At 62.4% G+C, this 23,298-nt stretch carries 15 protein-coding genes; 8 read left to right on the top strand and 7 right to left on the bottom strand.

Going from position 1 to position 23,298, the window contains the following annotated elements; translation table 11 throughout:
• Positions 1-195: 195 nt before the first annotated feature.
• Complete coding sequence (locus EK373_RS16230) at positions 196-2,082, top strand: DUF3413 domain-containing protein (RefSeq protein ID WP_198683380.1); 1,887 nt, start codon at positions 196-198, stop codon at positions 2,080-2,082.
• Here the strand turns inward: EK373_RS16230 and EK373_RS16225 are convergent.
• Complete coding sequence (locus EK373_RS16225; RefSeq protein ID WP_129644732.1) at positions 2,026-4,398, bottom strand: Tex family protein; 2,373 nt, start codon at positions 4,396-4,398, stop codon at positions 2,026-2,028. The two genes, EK373_RS16230 and EK373_RS16225, sit on opposite strands and share 57 nt — an antisense overlap.
• Before the next feature lie 213 nt (positions 4,399-4,611).
• Here EK373_RS16225 and EK373_RS16220 point away from each other — a divergent pair, with 213 nt between their 5' ends.
• Positions 4,612-5,922, top strand: a complete 1,311-nt coding sequence (locus tag EK373_RS16220) for a serine hydrolase domain-containing protein (RefSeq protein WP_129644730.1) — start codon at positions 4,612-4,614, stop codon at positions 5,920-5,922.
• 38 nt (positions 5,923-5,960) lie between these two features.
• On the opposite strand, the gene EK373_RS16215 is transcribed toward EK373_RS16220, so the two are convergent.
• Together EK373_RS16215 and EK373_RS16210 are read right to left on the bottom strand one after the other, a co-directional pair.
• On the bottom strand, positions 5,961-8,348 hold the full coding sequence (locus tag EK373_RS16215; RefSeq protein WP_129644728.1) for a TonB-dependent receptor: 2,388 nt from the start codon (positions 8,346-8,348) through the stop codon (positions 5,961-5,963).
• A 131-nt stretch (positions 8,349-8,479) separates the two neighbouring features.
• Positions 8,480-10,399 carry a tetratricopeptide repeat-containing sulfotransferase family protein gene (locus tag EK373_RS16210; RefSeq protein WP_129644726.1) on the bottom strand — a complete coding sequence of 640 codons (1,920 nt, stop codon included), beginning with the start codon at positions 10,397-10,399 and terminating at the stop codon, positions 8,480-8,482.
• 99 nt (positions 10,400-10,498) lie between these two features.
• On the opposite strand from EK373_RS16210, the gene EK373_RS16205 reads away from it, so the two are divergent.
• The 4 genes from EK373_RS16205 to EK373_RS16190 all read left to right on the top strand — a co-directional run bounded on the left by EK373_RS16205 (position 10,499) and on the right by EK373_RS16190 (position 14,339).
• Entirely contained in the window at positions 10,499-11,029 is a 531-nt protein-coding gene (locus EK373_RS16205; protein ID WP_129644724.1) for a methylated-DNA--[protein]-cysteine S-methyltransferase, read from the top strand.
• Positions 11,030-11,075: 46 nt separating this feature from the next.
• Positions 11,076-12,569 carry an amidohydrolase gene (locus tag EK373_RS16200; RefSeq protein WP_129644722.1) on the top strand — a complete coding sequence of 498 codons (1,494 nt, stop codon included), beginning with the start codon at positions 11,076-11,078 and terminating at the stop codon, positions 12,567-12,569.
• Complete coding sequence (locus EK373_RS16195; RefSeq protein WP_129644720.1) at positions 12,566-13,816, top strand: amidohydrolase family protein; 1,251 nt, start codon at positions 12,566-12,568, stop codon at positions 13,814-13,816. The genes EK373_RS16200 and EK373_RS16195 overlap by 4 nt, the downstream gene beginning before the upstream one ends.
• A gap of 82 nt (positions 13,817-13,898) precedes the next feature.
• A complete protein-coding gene (locus EK373_RS16190) occupies positions 13,899-14,339 on the top strand; it encodes an EF-hand domain-containing protein (RefSeq protein WP_129644718.1) in 441 nt (146 codons plus the stop codon).
• A gap of 111 nt (positions 14,340-14,450) precedes the next feature.
• Here EK373_RS16190 and EK373_RS16185 read toward each other — a convergent pair whose 3' ends face one another.
• Positions 14,451-15,746 (bottom strand): hypothetical protein, encoded by a 1,296-nt coding sequence (locus tag EK373_RS16185; RefSeq protein WP_157994387.1) that lies wholly within the window; start codon positions 15,744-15,746, stop codon positions 14,451-14,453.
• A 181-nt stretch (positions 15,747-15,927) separates the two neighbouring features.
• Here EK373_RS16185 and EK373_RS16180 point away from each other — a divergent pair, with 181 nt between their 5' ends.
• Together EK373_RS16180 and EK373_RS16175 are read left to right on the top strand one after the other, a co-directional pair.
• The gene (locus EK373_RS16180; protein WP_157994386.1) at positions 15,928-17,916 is read left to right on the top strand and encodes a TonB-dependent receptor plug domain-containing protein; all 1,989 of its coding nucleotides are present in this window, start codon (positions 15,928-15,930) and stop codon (positions 17,914-17,916) included.
• 2 nt (positions 17,917-17,918) lie between these two features.
• Complete coding sequence (locus EK373_RS16175) at positions 17,919-19,361, top strand: PepSY domain-containing protein (RefSeq protein WP_129644712.1); 1,443 nt, start codon at positions 17,919-17,921, stop codon at positions 19,359-19,361.
• A gap of 65 nt (positions 19,362-19,426) precedes the next feature.
• Here EK373_RS16175 and EK373_RS16170 read toward each other — a convergent pair whose 3' ends face one another.
• The 3 genes from EK373_RS16170 to EK373_RS16160 form a co-directional block, all read right to left on the bottom strand.
• Positions 19,427-20,569, bottom strand: a complete 1,143-nt coding sequence (locus EK373_RS16170; protein WP_129644710.1) for an acyl-CoA desaturase — start codon at positions 20,567-20,569, stop codon at positions 19,427-19,429.
• Between the two features lie 175 nt (positions 20,570-20,744).
• Positions 20,745-21,803: a cell division protein FtsA gene (locus EK373_RS16165; RefSeq protein WP_129644708.1), complete on the bottom strand. Its 1,059-nt coding sequence runs from the start codon at positions 21,801-21,803 to the stop codon at positions 20,745-20,747.
• Between the two features lie 4 nt (positions 21,804-21,807).
• A complete protein-coding gene (locus tag EK373_RS16160; RefSeq protein WP_157994385.1) occupies positions 21,808-23,298 on the bottom strand; it encodes a peptidoglycan recognition protein family protein in 1,491 nt (496 codons plus the stop codon).

The raw sequence follows: 23,298 nt of genomic DNA, 5'->3' as shown, positions 1-23,298 counted from the left end.
CGTCGCCGCTAGTGCTGTCGCCTGGCGCCGTCACCCGCTGACCGTCGGGCGCAGTAACCGCGCTTCGATCGCCACCGAGTTCATCACCGGCTAATGACAACGACAAAGCCTTCCAAGGAACCTGACTGCCCAGCGACTGATTGTTCGACCGACACCGATAAAACTCGAGGATGGGCCGCGAGGCCCAACATCGACATGCGCGCTCGTCTCATGCGCTGGTGGGGATGGCTTTGGCTGACCACGCTCGGGCTGCTGCTGCTCGTCAGCTTGCGCTACTTCGAGGTGGTCGATCTCGACGCGCAGCCCGCCTCTTTGTTGTTCCGGGCCAGCATGCTCGTGGGGCACTTCACTACATTCGCGGCCGTATCGCTGTTGCCGGTGCTCGCTCTCGTCGTCGCCTGGCCGCACCCCCGCATTGCGATTCCGCTGGGTGTGCTCTGTGGAGCGGCAGCCGTCGCGATGGTGCTGATCGATACGCAGGTTTATCAGCTCTATCGATTTCACATCAATGCGGGCGTTCTGAATCTGTTGTTCGGTGGCGCCGCGGCCGAGACCTTTGTTTTTTCCGCGGCGATGTATGCGCAGGCCGCGTTGATCGCGGCGGCGATCCTGGCGATCTTCGGCGTTGCGTCCAGCTGGTTCTGGCGGCGAGTCGCAGGCTCCGCCCGACGCTCGCCGCTACCAACGATCGTCGTAGCCGTAGTGACTTGCGCGCTGCTCAGCTTCCATTCCATACACATCTGGGCGGACGCCGCGAGCTACGAACCTTTCCTCGAACAAACCGAAGTGCTGCCAATGCGCTACGCCGCGACCGCGAAACGCTTGCTGCGCGCACATGGTGTGAACCTGAACGAGCTGCAGGTCGCGCACACCGATGAATCACACGCCAGAAGACAGCTGACCTATCCCTTGCAGCCCTTGAGCTGTCACGCGCCGGAAAAGCCGCCCAACATCGTCGTCATCGTCATCGATTCCTGGCGCTTCGACGCGCTCGACGCACGAGTCACGCCAAACATCGAGCGCTTCGCGCAACGCTCGGTGCGCTTCATGGATCACTACAGCGGCGGCAACGCGACGCGCATCGGCATGTTCTCGCTGTTCTACTCGATACCCGGCACGTACTGGCACCGAGTACTGGCGGAGCGGCGGGGACCGGTGTTGATCGAGCAACTCGCGAGCCTCGACTACGACGTGCAGGTGTTTCGCAGCGCGCCGCTTTACAGCCCCGAGTTCGACCGCACCCTGTTTTCACAGATCGAGACGGTGCGCATGCGCTCTGAAGGCGCGGGCCCGGACGCCTGGGATCGCGATCTCACCAATGACTTTCTGGCTTACCTCGGCAATCGAGAGCAGACCGCGCCATTTTTCGCGCTGTTGTTCTACGACGCGCCGCATAGCTTCGCTCATCCGAAAGACTATCCCACGCCGTTCGAGCCCGCGGCCAGCCACGTGAACTATCTGCAACTGAATGGCGACACCGATCCACTGCCGCTGCTCAACCGCTATCGCAACTCGGTGCACTACGTCGATTCGCTGGTCGGAGAAGCGATTGCCGGCCTGGAATCGCGCGGACTGCTGGAGAATTCCGTCGTCATCATCACCAGCGATCACGGCCAGGAGTTCAACGACAACGGCCAGAACTACTGGGGACACGCGAGCAACTTCACTCGCTTTCAAACAGCTGTGCCGATGTCGATATATGCGCCCGGGCTCGAGCCTCGGGTGTTCCACCATCGCACCACCCATTTCGATGTGATGCCGACGGTGTTGCGCGACTATCTCGGCTGCGACACGCCCTTCCCTGCTTACAGCGTCGGTCAGCCGCTATACGAGCCCGGCGGACGCGAAATCATCGTCATGAGCGAGTACGCGGACTTTGCCATCAAGCACGGCAACCAGATCGCGGTCGTGCGCAAGCAAGGAATGGAAGTTCGAGACGCAGACCATCTCAAACTCGATACCCGGCTGGCCCCCGAAGTCATTGCGGGCGCCCTCGAGCAGAAGGCGCGCTTCGTCAGCGGCGATTCACGGCCGCTTCAACGCCCGAGCGAAAGCGTCGGCCATAGCGCCGGCACCCACTGACTCCTCACGACGCGGCTGCTGCTGTTGACGCTGCGGTGGACGTGAGTCGCGGTCGCGGCGGAAGTCGCCGGAAGAATTGTCGCGGACGCGTTGAGCGGACTCGTCGAGGCGCATGGTCAGCGCGATGCGCTTGCGCTGCTGATCGACTTCCAGCACTTTGACCTTGACCACATCGCCGGCCTTCACGACTTCGCGCGGGTCCTTGACGAACTTGGTCGACATCATGGAGATGTGAACCAGGCCGTCTTGATGGACGCCGATGTCGACGAACGCACCGAACGCGGTGACGTTGGTCACGACGCCTTCGAGGATCATGCCCTGCTGCAGATCCTTCAGTTCCTCGACGCCGTCCTTGAAGGTCGCGGTCTTGAACTCGGGGCGCGGATCGCGGCCCGGCTTCTCGAGCTCCTTGAGAATGTCCTTCACCGTCGGCAAGCCGAACTTCTCGTCGGTGAACTTGGCAGGATCGACCTTCTTCAGGGTCGAGCCGTCGCCCAGCACTTCCTTCACGGGCTTCTTCAGGTCCGCAATGATGCGCTCGACGACTGGATACGCTTCCGGGTGCACCGCCGACGAATCGAGCGGATTGTCGCCGTTCATCACGCGCAAGAAGCCGGCAGCCTGTTCGTACGTCTTGTCACCGAGACGCGGCACTTTCTTCAGGCCCGCGCGATTCGCGAACGCGCCGTGCTCGTCGCGATAGCGGACGATGTTCTCGGCAAGGGTCGACGACAAGCCGGAAATGCGAGCCAGCAGAGCCGCAGACGCCGTGTTCACGTCGACACCGACCGCGTTCACGCAATCCTCGACGACGGCATCGAGGCTCTTGGCGAGCTTGGTCTGGCTCACATCGTGCTGATACTGGCCGACGCCGATGGACTTGGGATCGATTTTCACCAGCTCTGCCAGCGGATCCTGCAAGCGGCGCGCGATGGATACGGCGCCGCGCAAGCTCACGTCGAGATCCGGGAATTCCTTCGCTGCCAGCGCCGACGCCGAGTACACCGAAGCGCCCGCCTCGGACACGACGATCTTGGTCAGCTTCAAATCGGGATGCAGCTTGATCAGGTCGCCGGCGAGCTTGTCGGTCTCGCGCGAAGCGGTGCCGTTGCCGATGCTGATCAGATCGACGTTGTGCTTCTTCGCCAGCAACGCCAGATGGGCAATCGTGCGATCCCATTCGTTACGGGGCACGTGCGGATAAACCGTCGCGGTCTCGAGCAACTTGCCGGTGTGATCGACGATGGCGACTTTCACGCCCGTGCGCAGGCCGGGATCGAGGCCCATCGTGGCGCGCGGGCCGGCAGGAGCAGCGAGCAACAGATCGTGCAGGTTGTGCGCGAAGACGCGAATCGCCTCTTCTTCCGAACGTTCGCGCAGTGCCGTCAGCAGTTCCGCTTCCAACTGCCATGCGAGCTTGACCTGCCAGGTCCAACGAACCGTCTGCAGTAGCCACGCATCGGCCGGCTTCTTGCGATCCGCGATATTGAAGCGCGCGGAGATCTTCAGCTCGCACGCATTGAACGGCGCCTGACCGGTCGCAGGCGGCGGCTGCATGTCTTCCGGCAACTTCAGCGAGACCTTCAGCAGCTCTTCCTTGCGACCACGGAACAGCGCCAGCGCGCGGTGCGAAGGCACAGTCTTGAGCGTTTCACTGTACGCGAAGTAATCGCGGAACTTCGCAGCCGGCTCTTCTTTGCCTTCGGCAACGGCTGACACGACGATGCCGTTGTCCTGCAGATGCGTGCGGAGATTGTTCAGCAACTCGGCGTCTTCGGCGAATTGCTCGATCAGAATGGTGCGCGCACCTTCGAGAGCGGCTTTCACGTCGGCCACGCCCGGATTGTCGTCGCCCGCCGCCGTCTTGAACGCCGGCTTCAAATACTTCGCCGCCTCGGTCTCCGGCGTTAGCGAATGATCGGCCAGCAGCGCCGCCGCCAGCACATCCAGCCCAGCCTCGCGCGCGATCTGCGCCTTGGTGCGACGCTTGGGCTTATACGGCAAGTACAGATCTTCGAGGCGCTGCTTGGTGTCGGCCGCTTCGATGCTCGCGCGCAGCTCGGGTGTCAGCTTTTTCTGTTCATCGATGCTCGCGATGATGGCCGTGCGGCGCTCTTCCAATTCGCGCAGGTAGCCCAGCCGCTCCTCCAAAGTACGCAGCTGCGTGTCATCCAGGCCCCCTGTCGCTTCTTTGCGATAACGCGCGATGAACGGCACCGTCGCGCCCTCATCCAGCAGCGCCACGGCGGCTTTGACCTGCTCGGGTTTGGCGGACAATTCGGCGGCAATGCGGGATTCAATCGACGGCAGGGGCATCAGGTCCGATCCACAGTGCGAAAACGAAGGCGCGCACTATGAAGAACGAGCCCCCTCGCGACAAGGCTTGAGATTCCGACGGGACTGGTCTAAGCAGTTCTGGGCAAAGTTCTGTCATGGCCCGCCTGAACCGGGGTCGCCGGCCCGAGGCTGGGGCTACACTCGCGCACCGTTACAACAAGTAACTTCCGACGGATCGCGGGGGATTTCACTGTGCGGATACAACCACCCAGCCTGCGCGCATGGAGCCTGGTCGCGCTGGCGATGCTCGTCACGGTTGCGGCCGAAGCGCGCAATCTTTCTCTGCCCGAGGCCAAGCCGGAGAGCGTCGGCTTCTCTTCGGAGCGCCTGAAACGACTGGACGCAGGCATGAAGGCTGTCGTCGACAGCAAACAACTCGCCGGCATCGCCACGATCGTGGCGCGTCGCGGCCAGGTCGTTCAGCAAATGACGTATGGCCACGCCGACATCGCCGGCGCCAGGCCCATGCAGATGGACTCCATCGTGCGCATCTACTCGATGACCAAGCCGATCACCGGCGTCGCGATGATGATGTTGTACGAGGAAGGCAAGTGGAAACCGTCTGATCCGATCTGGCGCCACATCCCGGAGTTCAAGGATCTGAAGGTGTACGCGGGCAATGGCCCCGACGGCCAGCCCACGTTCGTCGCGCCCTCGCACCCGCCGACCATGGGCGAGCTGATGTCGCACACGGCTGGCTTCACATATGGAGTCTTCGGCGCGACGCCGGTGGACAAGCTGTATCAGCAATCCTCGCCGCTCGCCGCAACGTCGCTGCAGGACTTCATCGATCGCATGGCCAAGCTGCCGCTGCTGTATCAGCCGGGCGAAGGCTGGGTGTACAGCGTCGGCGTCGACATCCAGGGTTATCTGGTCGAGAAGTTGTCCGGCAAGCCGTTCCCCGAGTTCCTGCGCGAGCGCATCTTCGAGCCGCTCGGCATGAAGGACACGGCGTTCCATGTCGACAAGGACAAGATGTCGCGGCTCGCGACGATTTATCAGTGGGGCGGCGAAGGTCTCAGCGCGATGCCTCACGACAAGGGCGTGAACCAGCCACCCGCGCTGCCCTCCGGTGGCGGCGGCCTCTACTCGACTGCTAATGACTATCTGCGTTTCGCGCAGATGCTGGCGAACGAGGGCCAGCTCGACGGCAAACGTTTGCTCGCGCCGAGCACGGTTGCACTGATGACGGCGAACCATGTGCCCGACGCGGTGAAGAATCAGAGCGGCAAGTTCGGCATCGGCAACTACCGCATGCAGCCAGGCTTCGGCTTCGGGTTCGACGTGGCGATCTACGAAGAGCCGCTGGAAATCGGCAGCCCGACCGGCAAAGGCACGTATCTGTGGGACGGCATCGCCGGCACCTGGTTCTGGATCGATCCCACCAACGACGTGGTGTTCCTCGGCATCATCCAGCGCCGCGGCGGACCGGCAGGCGTGCCGAACATCGAAGACCTGTCGCGCCAACTCACATTCCAGGCGCTGGTCGAGCCGTCCAAGTAGCCGAAGGGCGGGAGCGCGCTGCTCCCGCCCCTTTCTCGTCAGAACTTCTGCCCGAACTTCACACCGACCGTGCGTGGCCGATTGGTGACGATGTAGGGCTTCGTACACATCTCCTCGCGACACTGCGCAAAGCGCGTGATATCAGCGCGCTTGTCGAAGGCATTGTTCACGAACACCTCGGCAGTCCACGAGTCCTTGCCGAAGCCGACCGAGAAATCGGCGAGGCCGTAGGCTCTGTTCTTGCCAAGGATCGTTTCGTCGAACGCCGTGAGCGCCGCCCGGCTCTCGGACTGATAAACGAATGCGGCCTGCGCGAAGGCGTCGAGCGCCCCCATCTGGAAACGATAGCGGCCGGTGAGATTGGCCTTGTAGTCCGGCACGACTGGAAGCTCCGTTCCGTCGCTTGCACCGCGCAGCACGTCGGGGCCACCGTGCGGATTGGGCGCGAAACAGTCGCTTAGCGGCAGCGGCCGGCCATCGTCATCGAGCAACTCGCAGAATTCCCCGCGGAGCTTGGCGTCGAGCACCGACAGGCCGCCGGAGATCAGGAAACTCTCGGTGGCCGCGAACTCTACATCCGTTTCGATGCCTTTGATGCGAGCGCCGCCCGCGTTGGTGATATTGGTGAGACCATTCTCGCCGGTGAACGAGAACTGGAAATCGTCCCAGTCGAGCAGGAACAGCGCGCCGTTGAAGCGCAGACGATTGTCCATCCAGGTCGTCTTCCAACCCACCTCGTAGTTGTTCAGATAGTCGGCATCGTACGGCGGAAACGTGCCACGACGATTGACGCCGCCGGGCCGGAAGCCCTCGGAGTACGTCACATACACCATGCGATAGTCGTCGAATTTGTAAGTGAGATTGACCTTTGGCGTCACGCCGTCCTCGTCGACAGACTTGTCGAGGTTCTTACAAGGCGCTGTACCAACCGCGGTATAGGGCACCCAGCCGGACCGATCGCCGATGGGGTCGCCCGCGAAGTCGCTGCACAGCGCCTCGCCGCTGGTGCCGCTGCTGCTATAGCCCTCGCCGTAACCGAAGAATCCCGCCAGAGAGTTTTCGGCTTTGAACCAGCGCGCGCCACCGGTCACCGTCAGCCGATCGGTGATGTCGTAACTCAGCTCGCCGAACACCGCGTAATCGCGATCGATTCGCTTCTGCTCGGTCAGCCAGATCGTGTCCGGCCAATCGGTCACTTCATACACGGGCGTCAGGTTGTCGATCTTGTAGCGCTGCTCGATCAGATGCTGCTGGCGTTGGTAGAACAAGCCGCCGACGAAACGCACCCGCTTGTCGCTCGGCGTCGATAGCCGCAGCTCGTGGCTTTGACGCTTGTATCGATCCTTGCCCTGGATGTACTGCGTCGGCTCGATCGTGATGCCGTCGTCGTTGTACACGGTGTAGTAGTACGCCATGTCATAGAACAGCGAGTAGTCGGAGTAGTCCTGCTCGGTGTCCACGTCGCGCTTCAGGTAAGAGCCCGCGTACACGACATCGAGATTGGCGATCTTGCCTTCGACCGTGAGCGCGGCCTGCGTCCAGCGATCGTCGGCGTGCTCTGGGCGATAGCGGGCTACTTTGAGATCGCCGAGGCTGGGGTCGAACGCAAACGCGCCATTCGATTCCTGCTGTTGATGCATCAGGGTGGGCGTGACGGTCCAGCTGTCATTCAAGTCCACGCGCAGAGCGGCACGCGCGCCGTAGGTCTCTACGTCGTTGTAATCCTCCTCGGCCCGATCGGCGTTGTTGATGGTGATTTCCGCCGTCGGATAGAGACGATCCGCCGCGACATTGCTGATGTAGCCCGCGTCGCGCTTGCCCCAACCGACCAGGCGGATCGCGGCCTTCTCGCCCAGCGGCAGGTTGGCGAAGCCTTCAGCGACATAGCCGGTCTCGCCATCGAGCACATTGCCTTCGACGTCGTAGCCCGCCGCGAACTTCGACGGATCGGGTTTGTTGGTGATGATACGAATCGTGCCCGCCTGCGAGCTCGCTCCATACAGCGTGCCCTGCGGCCCGGCAAGCGCTTCGACTCGCTCGATGTCATAGATGTGCACGTCGAGCGCGCCGGTAATCGTCGTAATCGGCTGCTCGTCGAGATAGATGCCTACGGAAGGCATCGAGCCGGAGTGATTGCCATTGTCGCCGCTGCTGACGCCGCGGAAAAACACTCGCGAGAACCCGGGCCCGAGTGAAGTGTAGGAGAGGCTGGGCAGGAACTTGGAATAATCGGCGAAGTCCGTGACGTGCAACTCTTCCAGCTTCGCTGTGCCCAGCGCGGTGATGCTCAACGGCACTTCCTGGAGGTTCTCCTGGCGCTTCTGCGCCGTGACGATCACCTGCTCGAGCACCCTTCCTTCGTTACTTTGCGCCGACGCTGCCTGCGACAGCGTGACTGACAGCGCGGCGGCCAATGGAACCGACATCGATCTTCGGCGGCTGTGCCGAAGTTTGTGAGCGTGCAAGCGACGATCAACCATCTTGCTCTCCCCATGTTGTAGCCGCGGGTGTCCTCGCGGCTCCTTTTGATGAATCGGCCAAAAATCAGCAGGTCGTCTCAATCCTCTTTCGGCACTGCGGGATACGACTCGAGCACCGGCCCCAAAGCACGCTTCAAGGGCCCGAGCCAGGATTCATAGTGCTGCCAGTGATCGACGCCGTCGCGATAGATGGGACGGCGCACCTGCTCCGAGCTGGCAGTGCGCACGGCGCGGTCGTTTTCATAGAAACGCAGGCAGCGCTCGTCGAACGGCAGGCCGCAGTACTCGAGCAGCCGACGCACTTCGTTTTCGGTGTCATCGACCATGGTCTCGTAGATCACTCGATGCACGCGCCCCGGCAGCACGGTGTCGAAATGCGCCATCAGATCTACGTAGTCGCGGTAGTAACGGCCGATGTCATCGAGCCCATACGTGAAAGGCTGGCCGCGCGCGAAATGCTGCTTGAAGCCAGAGAAGCAGCAGCCCAATGGATGACGCCGCGCATCGATGATCTTCGCTCGCGGCAGGATGAGTTGAATCAAGCCGATGTGCGCGAAATTGTTCGGCATCTTGTCGATGAAGAACGGCGCATCGGTTTTGCGCTGAATGCGCGTGTTCGCGATGTACTGATCGCCAAGCTCGCGCAGCTGATCGGCGGAAAGTTCGGCCAGCACTTCCGGATACCTGGAAGCCTCGCCGCGCACTCGCCCACCGCCCAAGGAGCGCGCCGTGTCGATGATGTCGGGCAACTCCATCGTGCCTTCGACCAACGGATGACTGGAGAGGATCTGTTCGAGCAGCGTCGAGCCTGCGCGCGGCAGACCGACGATGAAAATCGGATCGGGCGCCGGCGATCCTCTCCCCTCACGCGCGGCGAAGAACTCGGCTGTGAGCAACTGCTTTGAGCGACGCACGTGCTGTGAGGTCTCGTCGGCGTCGTAGTGGACCATCGCGCGCCGCAGCGAGTTACCTCGGTCATAGTGCTCGAACGACTTCGCGTAGTCGCGCGCATCCTCGAACGCTTTGCCCAGCGAGAAATGAAAGTGAAAGCGATCTTCCTCGCTCAGGTCGTTGCGACGCAGCTGTTCCTGCATGGCCGCGACATCGGCTTCGCTGAAGCGGAACGTTTTCAGATTCGCGAGGCTCCAATACGCCTCGCCCAGCTGTGGAGACAGCTCGATGGCGCGGCGATAGGTGCTGACACATTCGCCTTGCTGACCCGCCGTCTTCAGCGCATGCCCGTAGCTCATCCACACCTTGGCATTGGTCGGATATTCCTTCACCACGTCGCCATAGATCTTCAGCGCACGATCGTAATCCCCCGCTCGGCCGAGCACGGCGGCGTGCATATTGCGAAAGCCGGGATTGCGAGGATCGATGGCGAGCAGACGCTCGATCTGTTCGAGCGACTTCGCCAGTTTGTTCTGTCGGTGCAGAACATACGCATAGTTGTGACGCGCGCCGAGAAAACTTGGCGCCAGTTCGAGACAACGTTCGAGCAACGCTTCGGCATCGGCATATCGCCCGAGTCTCGCAGCCACTTCAGCAAACATGCGAATGGCGGCGACATCGGTCGGATGCTGCTTCAGATGCTCACGAAGCAAGGCCTCCGCCACAGCGATCCGATTCTCGGCCAGCGCGCCGCCCGCTTCGAGCAAACGAGGATCGCGAGTGGAAAAGCGGATGTGCTGAGCGTACGCGTGGTCGGCGCCCTCGACATCGCCCGCTGCGGTGAGATGATCGGCCAGCGTCCGCCATGCATCGGGCAGGTCGGGCTTCAACTCGACGGCCCGGCGCAAAGCCGCGATCGCCTGATCGCCTTGCCGGTTGGCGCTGTAAGCCAGGCCCAGTAGAAACTGCGCCAGAGGATGTCGGGGAATGACCTTTAGAATCTCCCGCGCCTGCTCGGCGGCCGCGGATGGGTCATGATCCAGCAAGCGCCGGGTGTGCGCGAGGGCGATCTCCAGGGTTCCAACCGGTTGCGGTGTTGCGCTCATTCGTCAGAGGACCAGTGACAACGCAATGTTCACGACGATGATCTGGCAGGATCATAACGCCGCTGACACCCGATACTGCAAATGCATTGAGAAAGTCGCATGCCCGCCACCACGTTCAGTTTCCATCTCGAGTGCATGAAGACCCCGATCGGCGACATGCTGGTCGTGGCCGATGAGCAGGATCGGTTGCGCGCACTGGGCTGGGCCGATCTGAAGGCGCGCCTCGATCGCACGCTCGCCGTGCTGTACGGCAACCTGCAGTTGCGAACTCGGCCGGTTTCGGCAGCGATACGCGATGGTTTGCACGCCTATCTCGAAGGCAAGTTGGATGCCATCGATACGATTCCCGTGGAAACCGGCGGCACGGCCTTTCAACGCTCGGTCTGGCAGGAGCTGCGCCGTATTCCCGTCGGCACCACGATGAGCTACGGCGACTTCGCCGCACGCATCGGTCGCCCTAAAGCCGTGCGCGCCGTCGGTCATGCGAATGGATCCAATCCCATTTGCGTGGTCGTGCCCTGCCATCGCTTGATCGGCGCCGACGGCTCACTGACCGGCTATGGCGGCGGGCTGCCGCGCAAGCGCTGGCTGCTCGATCACGAAGCAGCAGCGCAAGGCAGGCTGATCTGATAGATTTTTGCGCTTCGATTTTTTCGCCGCACGGATATCACAAATAATGCAGCTCGTTCATGCGCGCGGCGCCTCGCGCCGCCCGATCGTGATTCCATTGCTGGGGGTTTTGTTGAGTGCCTGCGCAACCGCACCGCAGTCGCAGACTCCAACGCCGCAAGCAACCCCAGCTCCATCGACGCCTGCGCCGTATACATCGACGTACAAAGCGCTTCCCTCCGGCACCACGCTGATTCGTGGCGCGACCGTACTTACCGGCACCGGCACTCGCATCGACAACGGTGACGTGCTCATCGTCGATGGCAGAATCTCGGCGATCGGTACACAACTGGGTGCACCGGCGGGCGCGAAAGTCATCGAAGCGAACGGTCGCTGGGTCACACCCGGCTTGATCGACGTGCACTCGCACCTCGGCGTGTATGCAAGCCCTGGCGTCGACGCACACAGCGACGGCAACGAAATGGTCGACCCTGTCACCGCTCAGGCGTGGGCCGAGCACGCTGTGTGGCCGCAGGATCCAGGTTTCGCGACCGCGCTCGAAGGCGGCATCACCTCCATGCAGATCCTGCCCGGCTCGGGCAATCTCATCGGCGGCCGCGGCGTCACCGTGAAGAACGTTCACGCGACCACCTATCAGGCCATGAAATTCCCCGGCGCGCCGCAGGGCCTGAAAATGGCGTGCGGCGAGAATCCCAAAGGATTCTATGGCGGCAAGGGCCAGGCCCCGATGACGCGTATGGGCAATGTGGCCGGCTATCGCCAGGCCTTCGCCGATGCGCAGGCGTATCGCGAGGAGTGGAATAAATATCGCCGCGAGCTCGCCGACTACGAAAAGAAACAAAAGGACTCTTCCAAGAAGAAGGACGACGAAGCGAAGCCGCCCTCACCGCCGAAGCGCGACCTGAAGTCCGAGACGCTGGTGGGCGCCATGGACGGCGAGATCCTGGTGCACATCCACTGTTATCGCGCCGACGAGATGGCCATCATGGTCGACCTGGCCAAGGAATTCGGCTTCAAGATCGCGGCGTTCCACCATGCTGTCGAGGCCTACAAGATCGCGGACCTGCTCGCACAGAACAACATCTGCGGCGCCGAGTGGGCCGACTGGTGGGGCTTCAAGATGGAAGCGTTCGACGGCGTGATGGAAAACCTCGCGCTCACCGACATGCCCAAGAACGGTTGTGCTGTGGTCCACTCCGATTCGGCGGAAGGTATACAAAGGCTCAATCAAGAAGCCGGCAAGGCCATGGTTCGCGGCAATCGCATGGGTCTCGATATCTCGCGCGAGCACGCAATCACCTGGCTCACGCTCAACGCAGCGAAAGCGCTCGGCATCGACAAAGTCACCGGCACGCTCGAAGCCGGCAAGATGGGCGACGTAGTGATCTGGAATGGCGATCCCTTCAGCGTGTATGCGCTCGCGGAGAATGTGTTCATCGATGGCGCGCTGGTCTATGACCGCGCCAACCCACCGACCAAGCCCGCATCCGATTTCCTGCTCGGTCAGTATGAAACCGCCGTCAAAGGGAGCGCACAATGAAAGCTCTGATTGCTTCGGCGCTGGCCCTGACCGCCAGCCATGCCCTCGCCCAAGACATTTTGATTCGCGGCGCGACCGTCTACACGTCGACCGCCAAAGGCACGCTCACGAACACTGACGTGCTGATTCGCGACGGCAAGATCCACTCCATCGGCGCCGGCCTCTCTGCCGACAATGCGACGACCATCGACGCGAAAGGTCGTGCGTTGACGCCCGGCATGTTCGCTGGCCTCACCACCATCGGCATCCAGGAAGTCACGCAGGAACCGACGACTGACGATGCAGCGATCGGTCTCGGCGCGCCCGCTTATGAAATGCAGTGGCGGCCGGAGTTCGATGTGTCGGTCGCTTATAACGGCCGCTCGGTGCTCGTGCCGGTGACGCGCATCGAAGGCATGACCTGGACAGTGCTGGACCCCGGCATCGCCGAGAGCGGCAACTTCCTTGCCGGGCAAGGCGCAGCCGTGACCCTCGACGGTCGTCAGGATGCCGTGCTCGATGGCAGCCGCTCGCTGTTCATCGATCTGGGCGGAGAAATGAACTCACATTCAGGCGGCAGCCGCGCGGCGCAGTGGATGGTGCTCGAGCAGGCTGTGCATGAAACGCGCAATCGCGTCTCCGACGAGAAGTCGCTGATGCACCCGCTCGGGCGCGAAGTGTTCGCTCGTTATCTCTCCGGCGGACGCGTGATCTTCAACGTCAACCGCGCCGGCGACATCGTCAAGACCATCGCCTTCGCCAGGAAGTACGGGATCAAGCCCGTGATCGCCGGCGGCGCCGAAGCCTGGGTCGTGGCCGACCAACTGGCCGAAGCAAAGGTGCCGGTGATCGTCGACGCGCTCAACAATCTGCCGAACACGTTCGACTCGATCGGCGCGCGGCTCGACAACGCAGCGTTGCTCAACAAGGCCGGCGTGAAAGTCACATTCAGCATGTTCGAAGACAGCCACAACGCTCGCAAGGTGCGTCAGCTCGCCGGCAATGCCGTCGCGCACGGCATGCCGAAAGAAGCCGCAGTCACTGCGCTGACTGCCGACGCCGCAGACATCTTCGGCCTCGGCGCGACTCGCGGCCGCATCGCCGCCGGTCAAGTCGCCGACGTGGTGCTATGGAGCGGCGACCCGCTCGAAGTCACCAGCCTCGCCGATCAGGTCTGGATCGCCGGCCGCCCGGTCGACATGCGCTCTCGTCAGACGGACCTGCGCGACCGTTACTTCGAACGCCTGAAGCGCGCGACCGCGAACTAAGCGGTCAACGTCGCGAGACCTGGTGCGTTGATGGGAGGAAGCTGGCTCACACCAGCCCCTCCCCGAAACCGAGGAAAGCACCATGTCTCGCACGTTTGTATCAGCAGCCCTGCTGATTCTGTTAAGCACTCCCGCGCTGGCCCAGATGCGCGGCGAAGGCGTCTTCGAACGCTCCGACCTCAACAAAGACGGCACCGTCACCCGAGAAGAATTCGTCGCCGCCCGCGCCGATCACTTCGCCAAGCTCGACCGCAACTCGGACGGTTACATCGATAGCAACGACGTTCCCGAACGTCTCGCCAAGCGCCGCAAGCAAAAAGGCGGGAGCGACGGCATGGCGGGTCAGTTCGACGCCGACGGGGATAAGAAGGTCACCAAGGACGAATTCGTGAACGGCCCCACGAAGCTGTTCGACCGCGCCGACACGGATAAAGACAACGTCCTCGATGCCACGGAGCTCGCTGCGGCGAAAGAAGCGGCCAAAGCCGCGGGCGACAATTGGCGCAATCGCAAGCGGCAGTGACACACATCTCACATTGCTTCAAGTGGGACAGCGAGGAACACCAAACGCTCGTAGAGCGCGTTGACCAGCGAACCAAGTTCGCGCGGCCAGCTCCCCTCTTACTCCGCTGGGTCAGGGTGACCCACTCCAAATCGCATCGCTCTTCATCGGCGACACAAACAACAGCCGCGCATTCAGCCCGGCGCGCGCCATTCCATCCACTTCATAAAGCGACTCAAAGGACGAAGCTCCGGCGGAATTACGCGCGACTTCCTCAACTCCCGCCCGACGTGACAACGCCTCAGCCACATGCATGACGCCGTTATCACGCGTGCCCGAAATCACAACGACCCGATTCCCATTCGGCCCAGCGAACGTCGAGAAGTAACCGAAGTCTCGAAACGCGCCGCCCTCCACGCCCATCGGCATCGCCGTGCTCACGTAATCCGTGCCGGTCTGCGTGTCGTGCAACTCATCGAACGATCCACCCAACGCCAGTCTCGACTGCGCGAACACTCGATCGCCGAGCATTCCCATGCCGCTGATGTACCCGACGTAAACGACGTGGCTCGTCTTGAGCAGCCTCGGATCGAGCGCTGACAGCAGCGTCACTCTCACTTGTTTGCCGGCATTCAACACCGGCACCAGGTCCTGCAAAGCGAACGCACTCGCCGCCGGCAGATACGTGAGATCGAGATTGCGATAGTTGCTCAACTGCCCCGGATTGAGCTGCAGATGATCGAGGAAGTCCTGATTGGAGTTGATATAGAACTCGCGCACCAGACGCTCGACATTGCCGGCCTGGTCCACTTCGCCTAGCAGAAAATAATCGCCGACGACGACCGTGATCGGCAGATCGTCATCCAGCAGCGGCCTCCACACCGCACTCTGCCGGACCGCATTCAACTCCCGATCCTGCGGATTCGACGTGAACCAATACGTGAGCACGACACCCGCAACGAACGCCGCCACCGCTGTCAAAGCCGGCCTCAGCCATTGCCGCCATCGCGGCTTATTCGGCGGCGCTACCTGAATCAGCGGTGGCTCAGCGCTCTCCGGGGCCGGAGCCGGCGCTACAGGCGCAACCGCACTGCCCGGTTCGAGCACCAGGCGGTACTCGCCTTTCGGAATCGTGATGCGGCTGTCATACGGCGTCAGCGAGCGTGTCGCGAATTCTTCGAGCCGACGCCGCAGCTTGTGGACATAAACGCGGACGACCGAGTCCTGCCCCACGTCGAAGTTCGCATCCTTGCCGAACACCTGCAGGGCGATCTCGATCTCCTTCGGCGCCTCGCCGCTCAGCGAGCGTGCCAGCAAAAAATCGAACAGGCGCGACAAGGCACCCGGCTTGCCCAAGGAGCCGCTGGCGCGGAACTGCTCCGCCAGTCGCTGCAGCTCGTCGACCGTCATGCTGACCGTCACTCCCATAGTCGCAATGCTAGGAGTTTTAACGTTAAGTAACGTCATTGGAAACAGTAAATTACTGGAGATCGCCCAGGTCCGCTGAGTAGTGTCGTTACGGTGAGTTTGCCCGAGCCTGTCTCGCTATGCGGTAACGCGCAGGTTACGAAACAGTCTCGGCCGTTCAGCACTTCCGTGGGGACCTCCCTTGCTTCGCCATCGCCGCTTCGTTGCAGCCTCCCTGCTGACCTTCGCCTCCACCGTGACGTTCGCGCACGACCCCGCTGGCAAGGATCCGCTGGAGGAGATCCTGGTGACCGCCCGGAGCATCGAGGAGACGCTGCCCGTGGAGCTGGCGCGCTACGGTCACGACGTTGAATACATCAGCGCCGATCGCGTCCGGGCGGCCGGCTATGTCGACGTCAGCACCGCGCTTCAGTTCGAAGTGCCCGGCCTGTTCGTCTCTCCGGGCAGCGGGCCGTTCGACTATGTGGACGTGTCGCTGCAAGGCTCGCGGCCCGGCGACGTGCTGTGGCTGGTCGATGGCGTGCGGATCAACAACCGCATCTTCAACGACACCAGCCCGGACACCCTGCCCGCCAACATGGTCGAGCGCATCGAAGTGCTGAAAGGCGGCGAGAGCCTGTTCTACGGGACCCAAGGCGTGGCCGGCGCCATCAATATCGTGACCCGAAGCTTCTCCGATGAGCCCGGCGGCAACGTCGCCGTGAACTACGACGGCAACGACGGCTATCAAGTCAGCGGCTTCACGCGCGGCGCCATCGGGCGGCACAAGTTCGTGATCTACAGCTCGAAGAACGAGGGCGATGGCTATCGGCAGTTCGCGCACTACGAACCGAGCGCCACCGATCGCGATCGCAGCTATGACGTGACCAACGTCGGCTTGAAGTACGGCCTGGACTTCAACGACTCGTTGCGCCTGGACATGCTTTATCACCACACCGACGCGACGCTCGACAACAACAGCGCGGCCGGCACCAAGCGCAGCTACAACGATCGCGACGAAGACATCGTCAGCGCCAAGCTCGCCCACGATGCCAGCGAGCTGGTGCAGCTGCTGATCAAAGCCTACCTGCACGACTGGGACACAACGTACGCGAACATCCAGAACGATGCCGCGACCGGCGAAGAAGTCGTCGTGTATGCGCCGGGCACGTACTGGGGGTTTCATGACTACGGCGGCAGCGCGCTGGTGAAGATCCGGCCCGGCGGATGGGTCGATTATCACGTCGGCTACGACTACCAGAACTACAAGGCGCGCGACGATGTATTCCCCATCGCGGGCGAGACCGAGACCGTTCATGCATTCTTCGGCGAAGTGCGAACGGCGGAGAATGCGTTTGAGAAAGTCGCGGCTGCTGCGGGCGTACGATACAACCGCGGCAGCGGCGGCAAGAACGCAACGGTATGGAATGTCAGCAGTCGCTACGCATTCAACGATGCGCTGTATGTCGAAGGCGTCGCGGCGACGGCGTTCCTGCTGCCAAGCGCCGAGCAGCTTTATTACATCGGCATCGATGACTACGCCGGCAATCCGGACCTGCAGCCCGAGGAAAGCAAGAATCTGAATGTTTCTATCGGCGGCAACGTTCCGCTGAGTGCAGGCGCCATAGCGTGGCAACTCACAGGCTTTGCCCGCGATGTCGACAATCTCATCGACGTCGGTGACCCGACGGATGAATTTCCCAACGGCCGCTATCGAAATCTGCCGGGTGAAGTGCAGGTTCGGGGCGCCGAAGCGTCGGTCGCTGCGCCGCTCGGGGGCAGCTTTAGAACGAGCTTGAGCTACACCTACAGTCGGTCGCGCGCAGAAGGCTCTGACTTGCAGATCGCCCGTCTTCCGGAGAGCTACGCGAAAGGTTCGCTGCAGTTCACGCCCGCGCAGTTGCCACTGGATGCGAGCGCCACGCTCAATTGGGTCGGCAACGTTTATCAGTCAGTGGGCGGGTTCGGCCGCCAGAACTACGGCAACTACTTCACTCTCAACCTGGCCGCGCGCTATTTCGTCGACGCCGCACGCCGGCATCGCATCGGTGTGAATTTGCAGAATGTCTTTGATGAGGCGTACGCGACCCGACTTAGCTCGGCGCGACGTGACGATGGCTCGGGCTCGTTCATCGCGGAGCGCCTCGGCGTGCCGAGAACTTACGGCGTCAGCTACACCTACGAGTTCTGACGATGCTGCGCTGGCTGATCGTTGGCCATCGCTGGCTGGGTATCGCCACGTGCCTGTTGTTTGCACTGTGGTTTCTGTCCGGGCTGGTGATGATGTATGTGGCGTTTCCGGCGTTGAGGGCCGAGGAGAGATTGTCGATGCAGGAGCGCATCGATTGGAGCCGGGTCGCCATCGCGCCTGAGCGCGTGCTCCATGGGCTCGCACTCGCATCGTTTCCTCGCGAATTTCGCCTGGAAATGATGGCTGGCGAGCCGGTGTATCGTGTGCAGCCGGTCGATGCGCCCCGAGTCGCTGTCTCAGCAGTCGATGGCCGGATCATACAAAAGGTTGACGCCGCTGAAGCTCGCGCTGTCGTGTCACGTGTTGCGGGTCGCGCTGACGCGCTGACTGTGACGACGCTCGAGCGCGATCAGTGGTCGGTCGCCCAGAACTTCAATCAACATCGCCCGCTGCACCGGGTTGCTTTGAACGACTCGCTCGGCACGCAGCTGTATGTTTCATCTCGCACTGGAGAGATCGTGCTGGACACGCATTCTCGCGAGCGCGCGTGGAATTGGATCGGCGCTGTGCTGCACTGGCTGTACTTCCGCGATCTGCGCTCGCAGCCGGCGCTGTGGAGTCAGGTTGTGCTGTGGACCTCTGGCGTGGGCATCGTCGTCGCTTCCACCGGTTTGTGGCTCGGCATCGATCGCCTTCGCCTGCGGCGCCGCTATCGCGGTCGCGACGTCACTCCTTATCGCGGCTGGATGGCGTGGCATCACATCGCCGGCCTGGTCGGAGGCGTGTTTCTTTTGACTTGGATCTTCAGTGGCTGGCTGTCGATGGGGCCACCTGTGCCCTGGGCTCGTGACTTCGATTTTCAGCGCATGTCGGCCGGCAATGCGGCCTTCCTCGGCAATGAGCAGCCTGACTTTCCAGCACCTCTCCACGTGCTGCACTCCTTGAACCGGCGTGATGTACGCGAAGCCGCGTTCGTTTGGAGTCTCGGTCATCCGATGCTCGTGCTGAGAACACGCGCTGCCGAGCCGCTCGTTCTCGATGCTTTGGCTGGCTCGCCTCATCAATTCGACGATGCTTCGCTGACGGCTGCTGCCCCTCGCTTGTTGAGTGACGCACGCCTCGTCACAACCCAGCGCCTCGAACACGAAGACGCCTACTGGTACTCCCGCCGCGGCGAGCGCCCCCTGCCCGTCCTGCGTTTCATCTTCAACGACCCCGACCGCACCTGGATCCACGTCGACCCCCGCACCGGCCAGGTCCTCAACTGGATGCGCCACACCGACCGCATGGACCGCTGGCTCTTCAACGCCCTCCACAGCCTCGACTTCCGCCTGCTACTCGCTCACCGCCCCGCGTGGGACGTGGTGATGTGGCTGCTGAGCTTCGCCGGCATCGTCATCTCCATCACCAGCGTCGTCATCGGCTGGCGCCGACTAAGGGCGTGAACCCCACCGCAAACAAAAAGGGCGCCCGAAGGCGCCCTTTTCTCAATCAACCTCTGCTTGACCGATCAAGCCGCCTGCACGGCGATCAACCGGACGCGCAGGTACTGCTGACGCAGCGACTCTTCGAGTTCGCGAACGCGATGAGCGAATTCGGTGTGCTCGATGTGATCGATGACGGCTTTCTTGGCGACTTCGACCTTCTTCTGTTGCAGCGTAGCCCAGTGAGCGAGCGTTTCCTTGAAGTGCTGTGCTTCGGTTTCGAGCGACTGGCGCAGGGCGGCGAGGCGGCCCTGGTCCTGGCACTGGCCCAGGTTCTCTTCGGCTTTCTGCAGCTGGCGCTCCACCAGGGCCTGGCGGATCTGGAATTCGGGCACGCGCTTGAGCGAGCGAGCCAGGCCGACGAACTTGGCAGCGGAGATCAGCCACTTGGTCGGATCCCACTGGTACCAGCGGATGCCATTGCGATAGTCCCACTGAAACAAGTGGTGATAGTTGTGATAACCCTCGCCCCAGGTGAACAGCGCCAGGATGCCGTTGTCGCGGGCGGTATTCTCGGTGGTGTACGGACGGCTGCCCCAGAAGTGCGCCAGCGAGTTGATGAAGAACGTGCAGTGGTGGCTGACGACCAGGCGCAGGAAGCCGCCGAGCAGCAGGCTGCCCCAGATGTCACCGTGCAGGATGCCCAGCAACAGCGGGATGCCCACGTTCATGCCGATAGCCAGCAGCAGGTAGTACTTGTGCTGGAAGGCCACGATCGGGTTGGCTTCCAGATCCTTGGCATTGCGGAAGTCCTGTTTGCCGCTCTCGTAGTTGCGCAGCATCCAGCCCAGGTGCGAGAACCATAGGCCGCGCTTGGCCGAGTACGGGTCCTGATCCACGTCATCGACATGGCGATGATGCACGCGGTGTGACGACGCCCAGACCAGGATGCTGTTCTGAAGCGCCATCGCGCCGAACAGCATGTAGAAAATCTGCAGGGGTTTCGACGCCTCGTAGCTGCGATGCGCCCACAGGCGGTGATAGCCCGCGGTGATGGACATGCCGTTCAGTGCCCAGAGCACGAAGAAGCACACCCATTCAAAGCCGTCGAACCCGAAAGTGGCCCAATACCACGGCAGCACCGTCACCACCGGAATGGTGGAGATCAGGAACATGATGATCGCGGGCCAGTTCAGGGGCGCGCGATTCGGCGTGGCATCAGCGGTCATCGGGACTCCGTAAAAGGCTTGAGGCTTGGATCCTAGCAGGGGCGGACGCGAATTTCCGCGCAATAATGTCTCAGACTCACCCGGCCGGCACTTCGTGCGAAGTACCGGCCAGGTTCAGGGTTTGCCTGAGGAGGCAGCGCTTAATTGCGTGAACTAGTTCCCTTTCAGGAGGCTTTTAGCGCTCCGCCAGCGCCGCCACCAGCGCGCCGCGGGCGGTGGCTGTCAGCGGATCGCTCGCCATGCGCACATCGCCCACCTGGAACGGCCAGGAGCGGCGGCGCAGCGCCTTCTCGAAGCGGTCCCGGAAACCGTTGGGCTTGGACGTGCCGCCCGCCAGGACGATGGGCATGGGCTGGTCGTTGCGGGGCAGTTTGGGTGTTTTTTGCACGGCCTTGCCCAGCTCGTCGACCAGCGACTCGATCAGCTTGTCGTAGTAGATGTGCAGCGCCTTGTCGATCTTGTCGCCGGCCTCGCGGGTCAGATCCAGCGTTTCTTCCTTGATCGCTTTGACGCGCGTGGCCGGCTCGTTGACGACCGCCCCCACCGACGAATCGATGAAGTCACCGCCGTGCGCGAGGCTCATGGTGAGCGACGGGATCGACAAGTACGAGATCGCGACGTTGCACATGCCGCCGCCGCAGGAAATGCCGATGCCGGTGAAGCCTTCCTTCGCGAGCTCCGCCAACACGACCGCGAGACCTTCGTTGACGGCGAGCGGCGTATAACCGCGACCCTTCAAATAACGCTTGATGGTTTCTTCGTGATAGGTCAGCTCGTGGCCCGTCTCGGGCGCTGCGGCCGGCACGGAGAACGCCAGCAATTCGCCAGGATTCCTGGACACAGGCACCAGCGTGCCAAGGACGGTCTCGAGCACGTGCGTGGCCTGCGGTTCGTGCGGATTCAAGATGCCCTTGGCCATCGGCCGGCGCACGTTGGCGTTGAAGATGTGCGCGAATTTCTCCGAAGCATCGCCGTAGACGATCAGCCGGTCGTCCTCGCGATAGAACGGCGTGCGATTCGCCTTCAGCCCTTGCTCGTGCAACGCCGAGTACGGCACGTCGAAGAACGCGTTGAGCTGCGAGTCGGTGGTCGGCGAAACGTTGTCGCCGCGCGCGGAGACCACCTTGCTGGTGCCCACGTCGAGACCGATGCGTGTGCGGGTGCCGCTCTGGCTCTGGCCAGTGTGGCTGCCGGAGCCCGACGATTCCGAGCCGTGGTCGTTACGATCGTCCATAGCGTTACCCTCTTTTGTCTGCCGTCTGTGAAGCTGGTGTCTCCAGCGCAGGCTCGGGCCCGGCGGGAGTAGGAAGCGCCGCGCGCCAGCGGCGGTATTGCGCCTGGCGCTCGTGCCTTAATTCATCGAGCGAGATCGCGCGCTGACGCGCCTCATCGGCAAGCTGCTTCTCGGCCGCAATCAGGCCGGGCCAGCGCTCGCCCATCGTGCGCAAGAATTCACTGTCGTAGTTGAAGCCGAACAGCACCACGCTCGGCAGCGGCTGCGAATACAGATCCGGCAAGCCGAACGCCTGGAACGGAAAGCCGCGCGCCCAGTCCAGGTGATATCCGATCAAGCCACGCTTCGGCGACACGCTCGCAAGCCCGTGCGTCACGCACATCTCGGGCGCAATCGCGAATCGCTGTCGCAAGTAATGAGTGAGATTGCGACCTGCGATCAGCTGCGCGCGCGTGATGGGCAACGTGCGTCCGCCTTCCCAACGGGATTCGAACGATACGCCGAGGAAGGCCGAATTCAGATCCAGATAAACCTCATCGCCGCGGGACCACACCCCGTGTCCGGCATGATTGGCGCGGCTGTCGTCATCGACGATGCGATACACGCGGCCGAAGCGATCGATCATGTAATTGTAGGCCTGCTCGCGCTGGACGAAGCGGAGCAACGCTGCCGAGCCCTTGCGCAATTCTTGCTCGTAGCCGGGCTCGAGCGGCCACAGATCGCTTTCCGATGTGTGAAACAGAATGCCGATGGGGCGATCGAATTTGGTGGGTAGCAACTTGCCGTCGCGAGTCTGCACGCGATAGTCGCGGGGCGTACCTTTTACCGTGTAAGACGTCTCGATGCGCAGGCCGTTGCTATACAGCTCCCAGCCCGGCCCACGATCTGCAACCCACAGCATGCTGGGCACGATGCCAATGTCTTCTGCGGCCAACGGTTCAGCCACCGGCGGCTGATTGACAGGCGCCTCTTCCGCAGACGCTGGAGAGTTCAGCGTCGCCGTCGTCGTGGGCGGCACAACGAGCGTCGCCGTCGTGGATTCGATTGCACTCGCATTCGCTTCCGTGGACGAGCCAACGGACACGACTTGCTCGGGCTCGCTGCGCCATCGATTGACTTGCCAGGCAACGATGGCCACGAGCACGGGAACAAATAACATCGCTGCCGCGCTCGCGCCGACAACAACACGGCGCGCGGTCTGTCGCGCCGCGAGCGTGCGTTCGGCAATTTCTTCATTGGCATCGGCGACGGCATCGAGCGCGCGCAATCCTTTCAACCGATACCACGCGCGACGCGCCGGCGGGATCGGCACGAGCTGCACGAGTGCGCTCTTATCGTCCTTCTGGTTGAGAGCGTTCTGCAGATAGCGCAGCTTGACGATGGGATCGTCGATGTCATCCGTGATCCGGGTCAGCTCATCGCCGCACTCACGGCTCACGGGCGGCCGCTCACGCCGATAGCGCTCCGTGGGCGAGCCTCTCGCTGCAGCCGTCAT

Source organism: Peristeroidobacter agariperforans (assembly GCF_004138335.1).
In the GTDB taxonomy this organism is placed as follows: domain Bacteria; phylum Pseudomonadota; class Gammaproteobacteria; order Steroidobacterales; family Steroidobacteraceae; genus Steroidobacter; species Steroidobacter agariperforans.
Note: the sequence above shows the minus strand (reverse complement) of the source record. Positions and strands in the feature narration are given on the sequence as shown.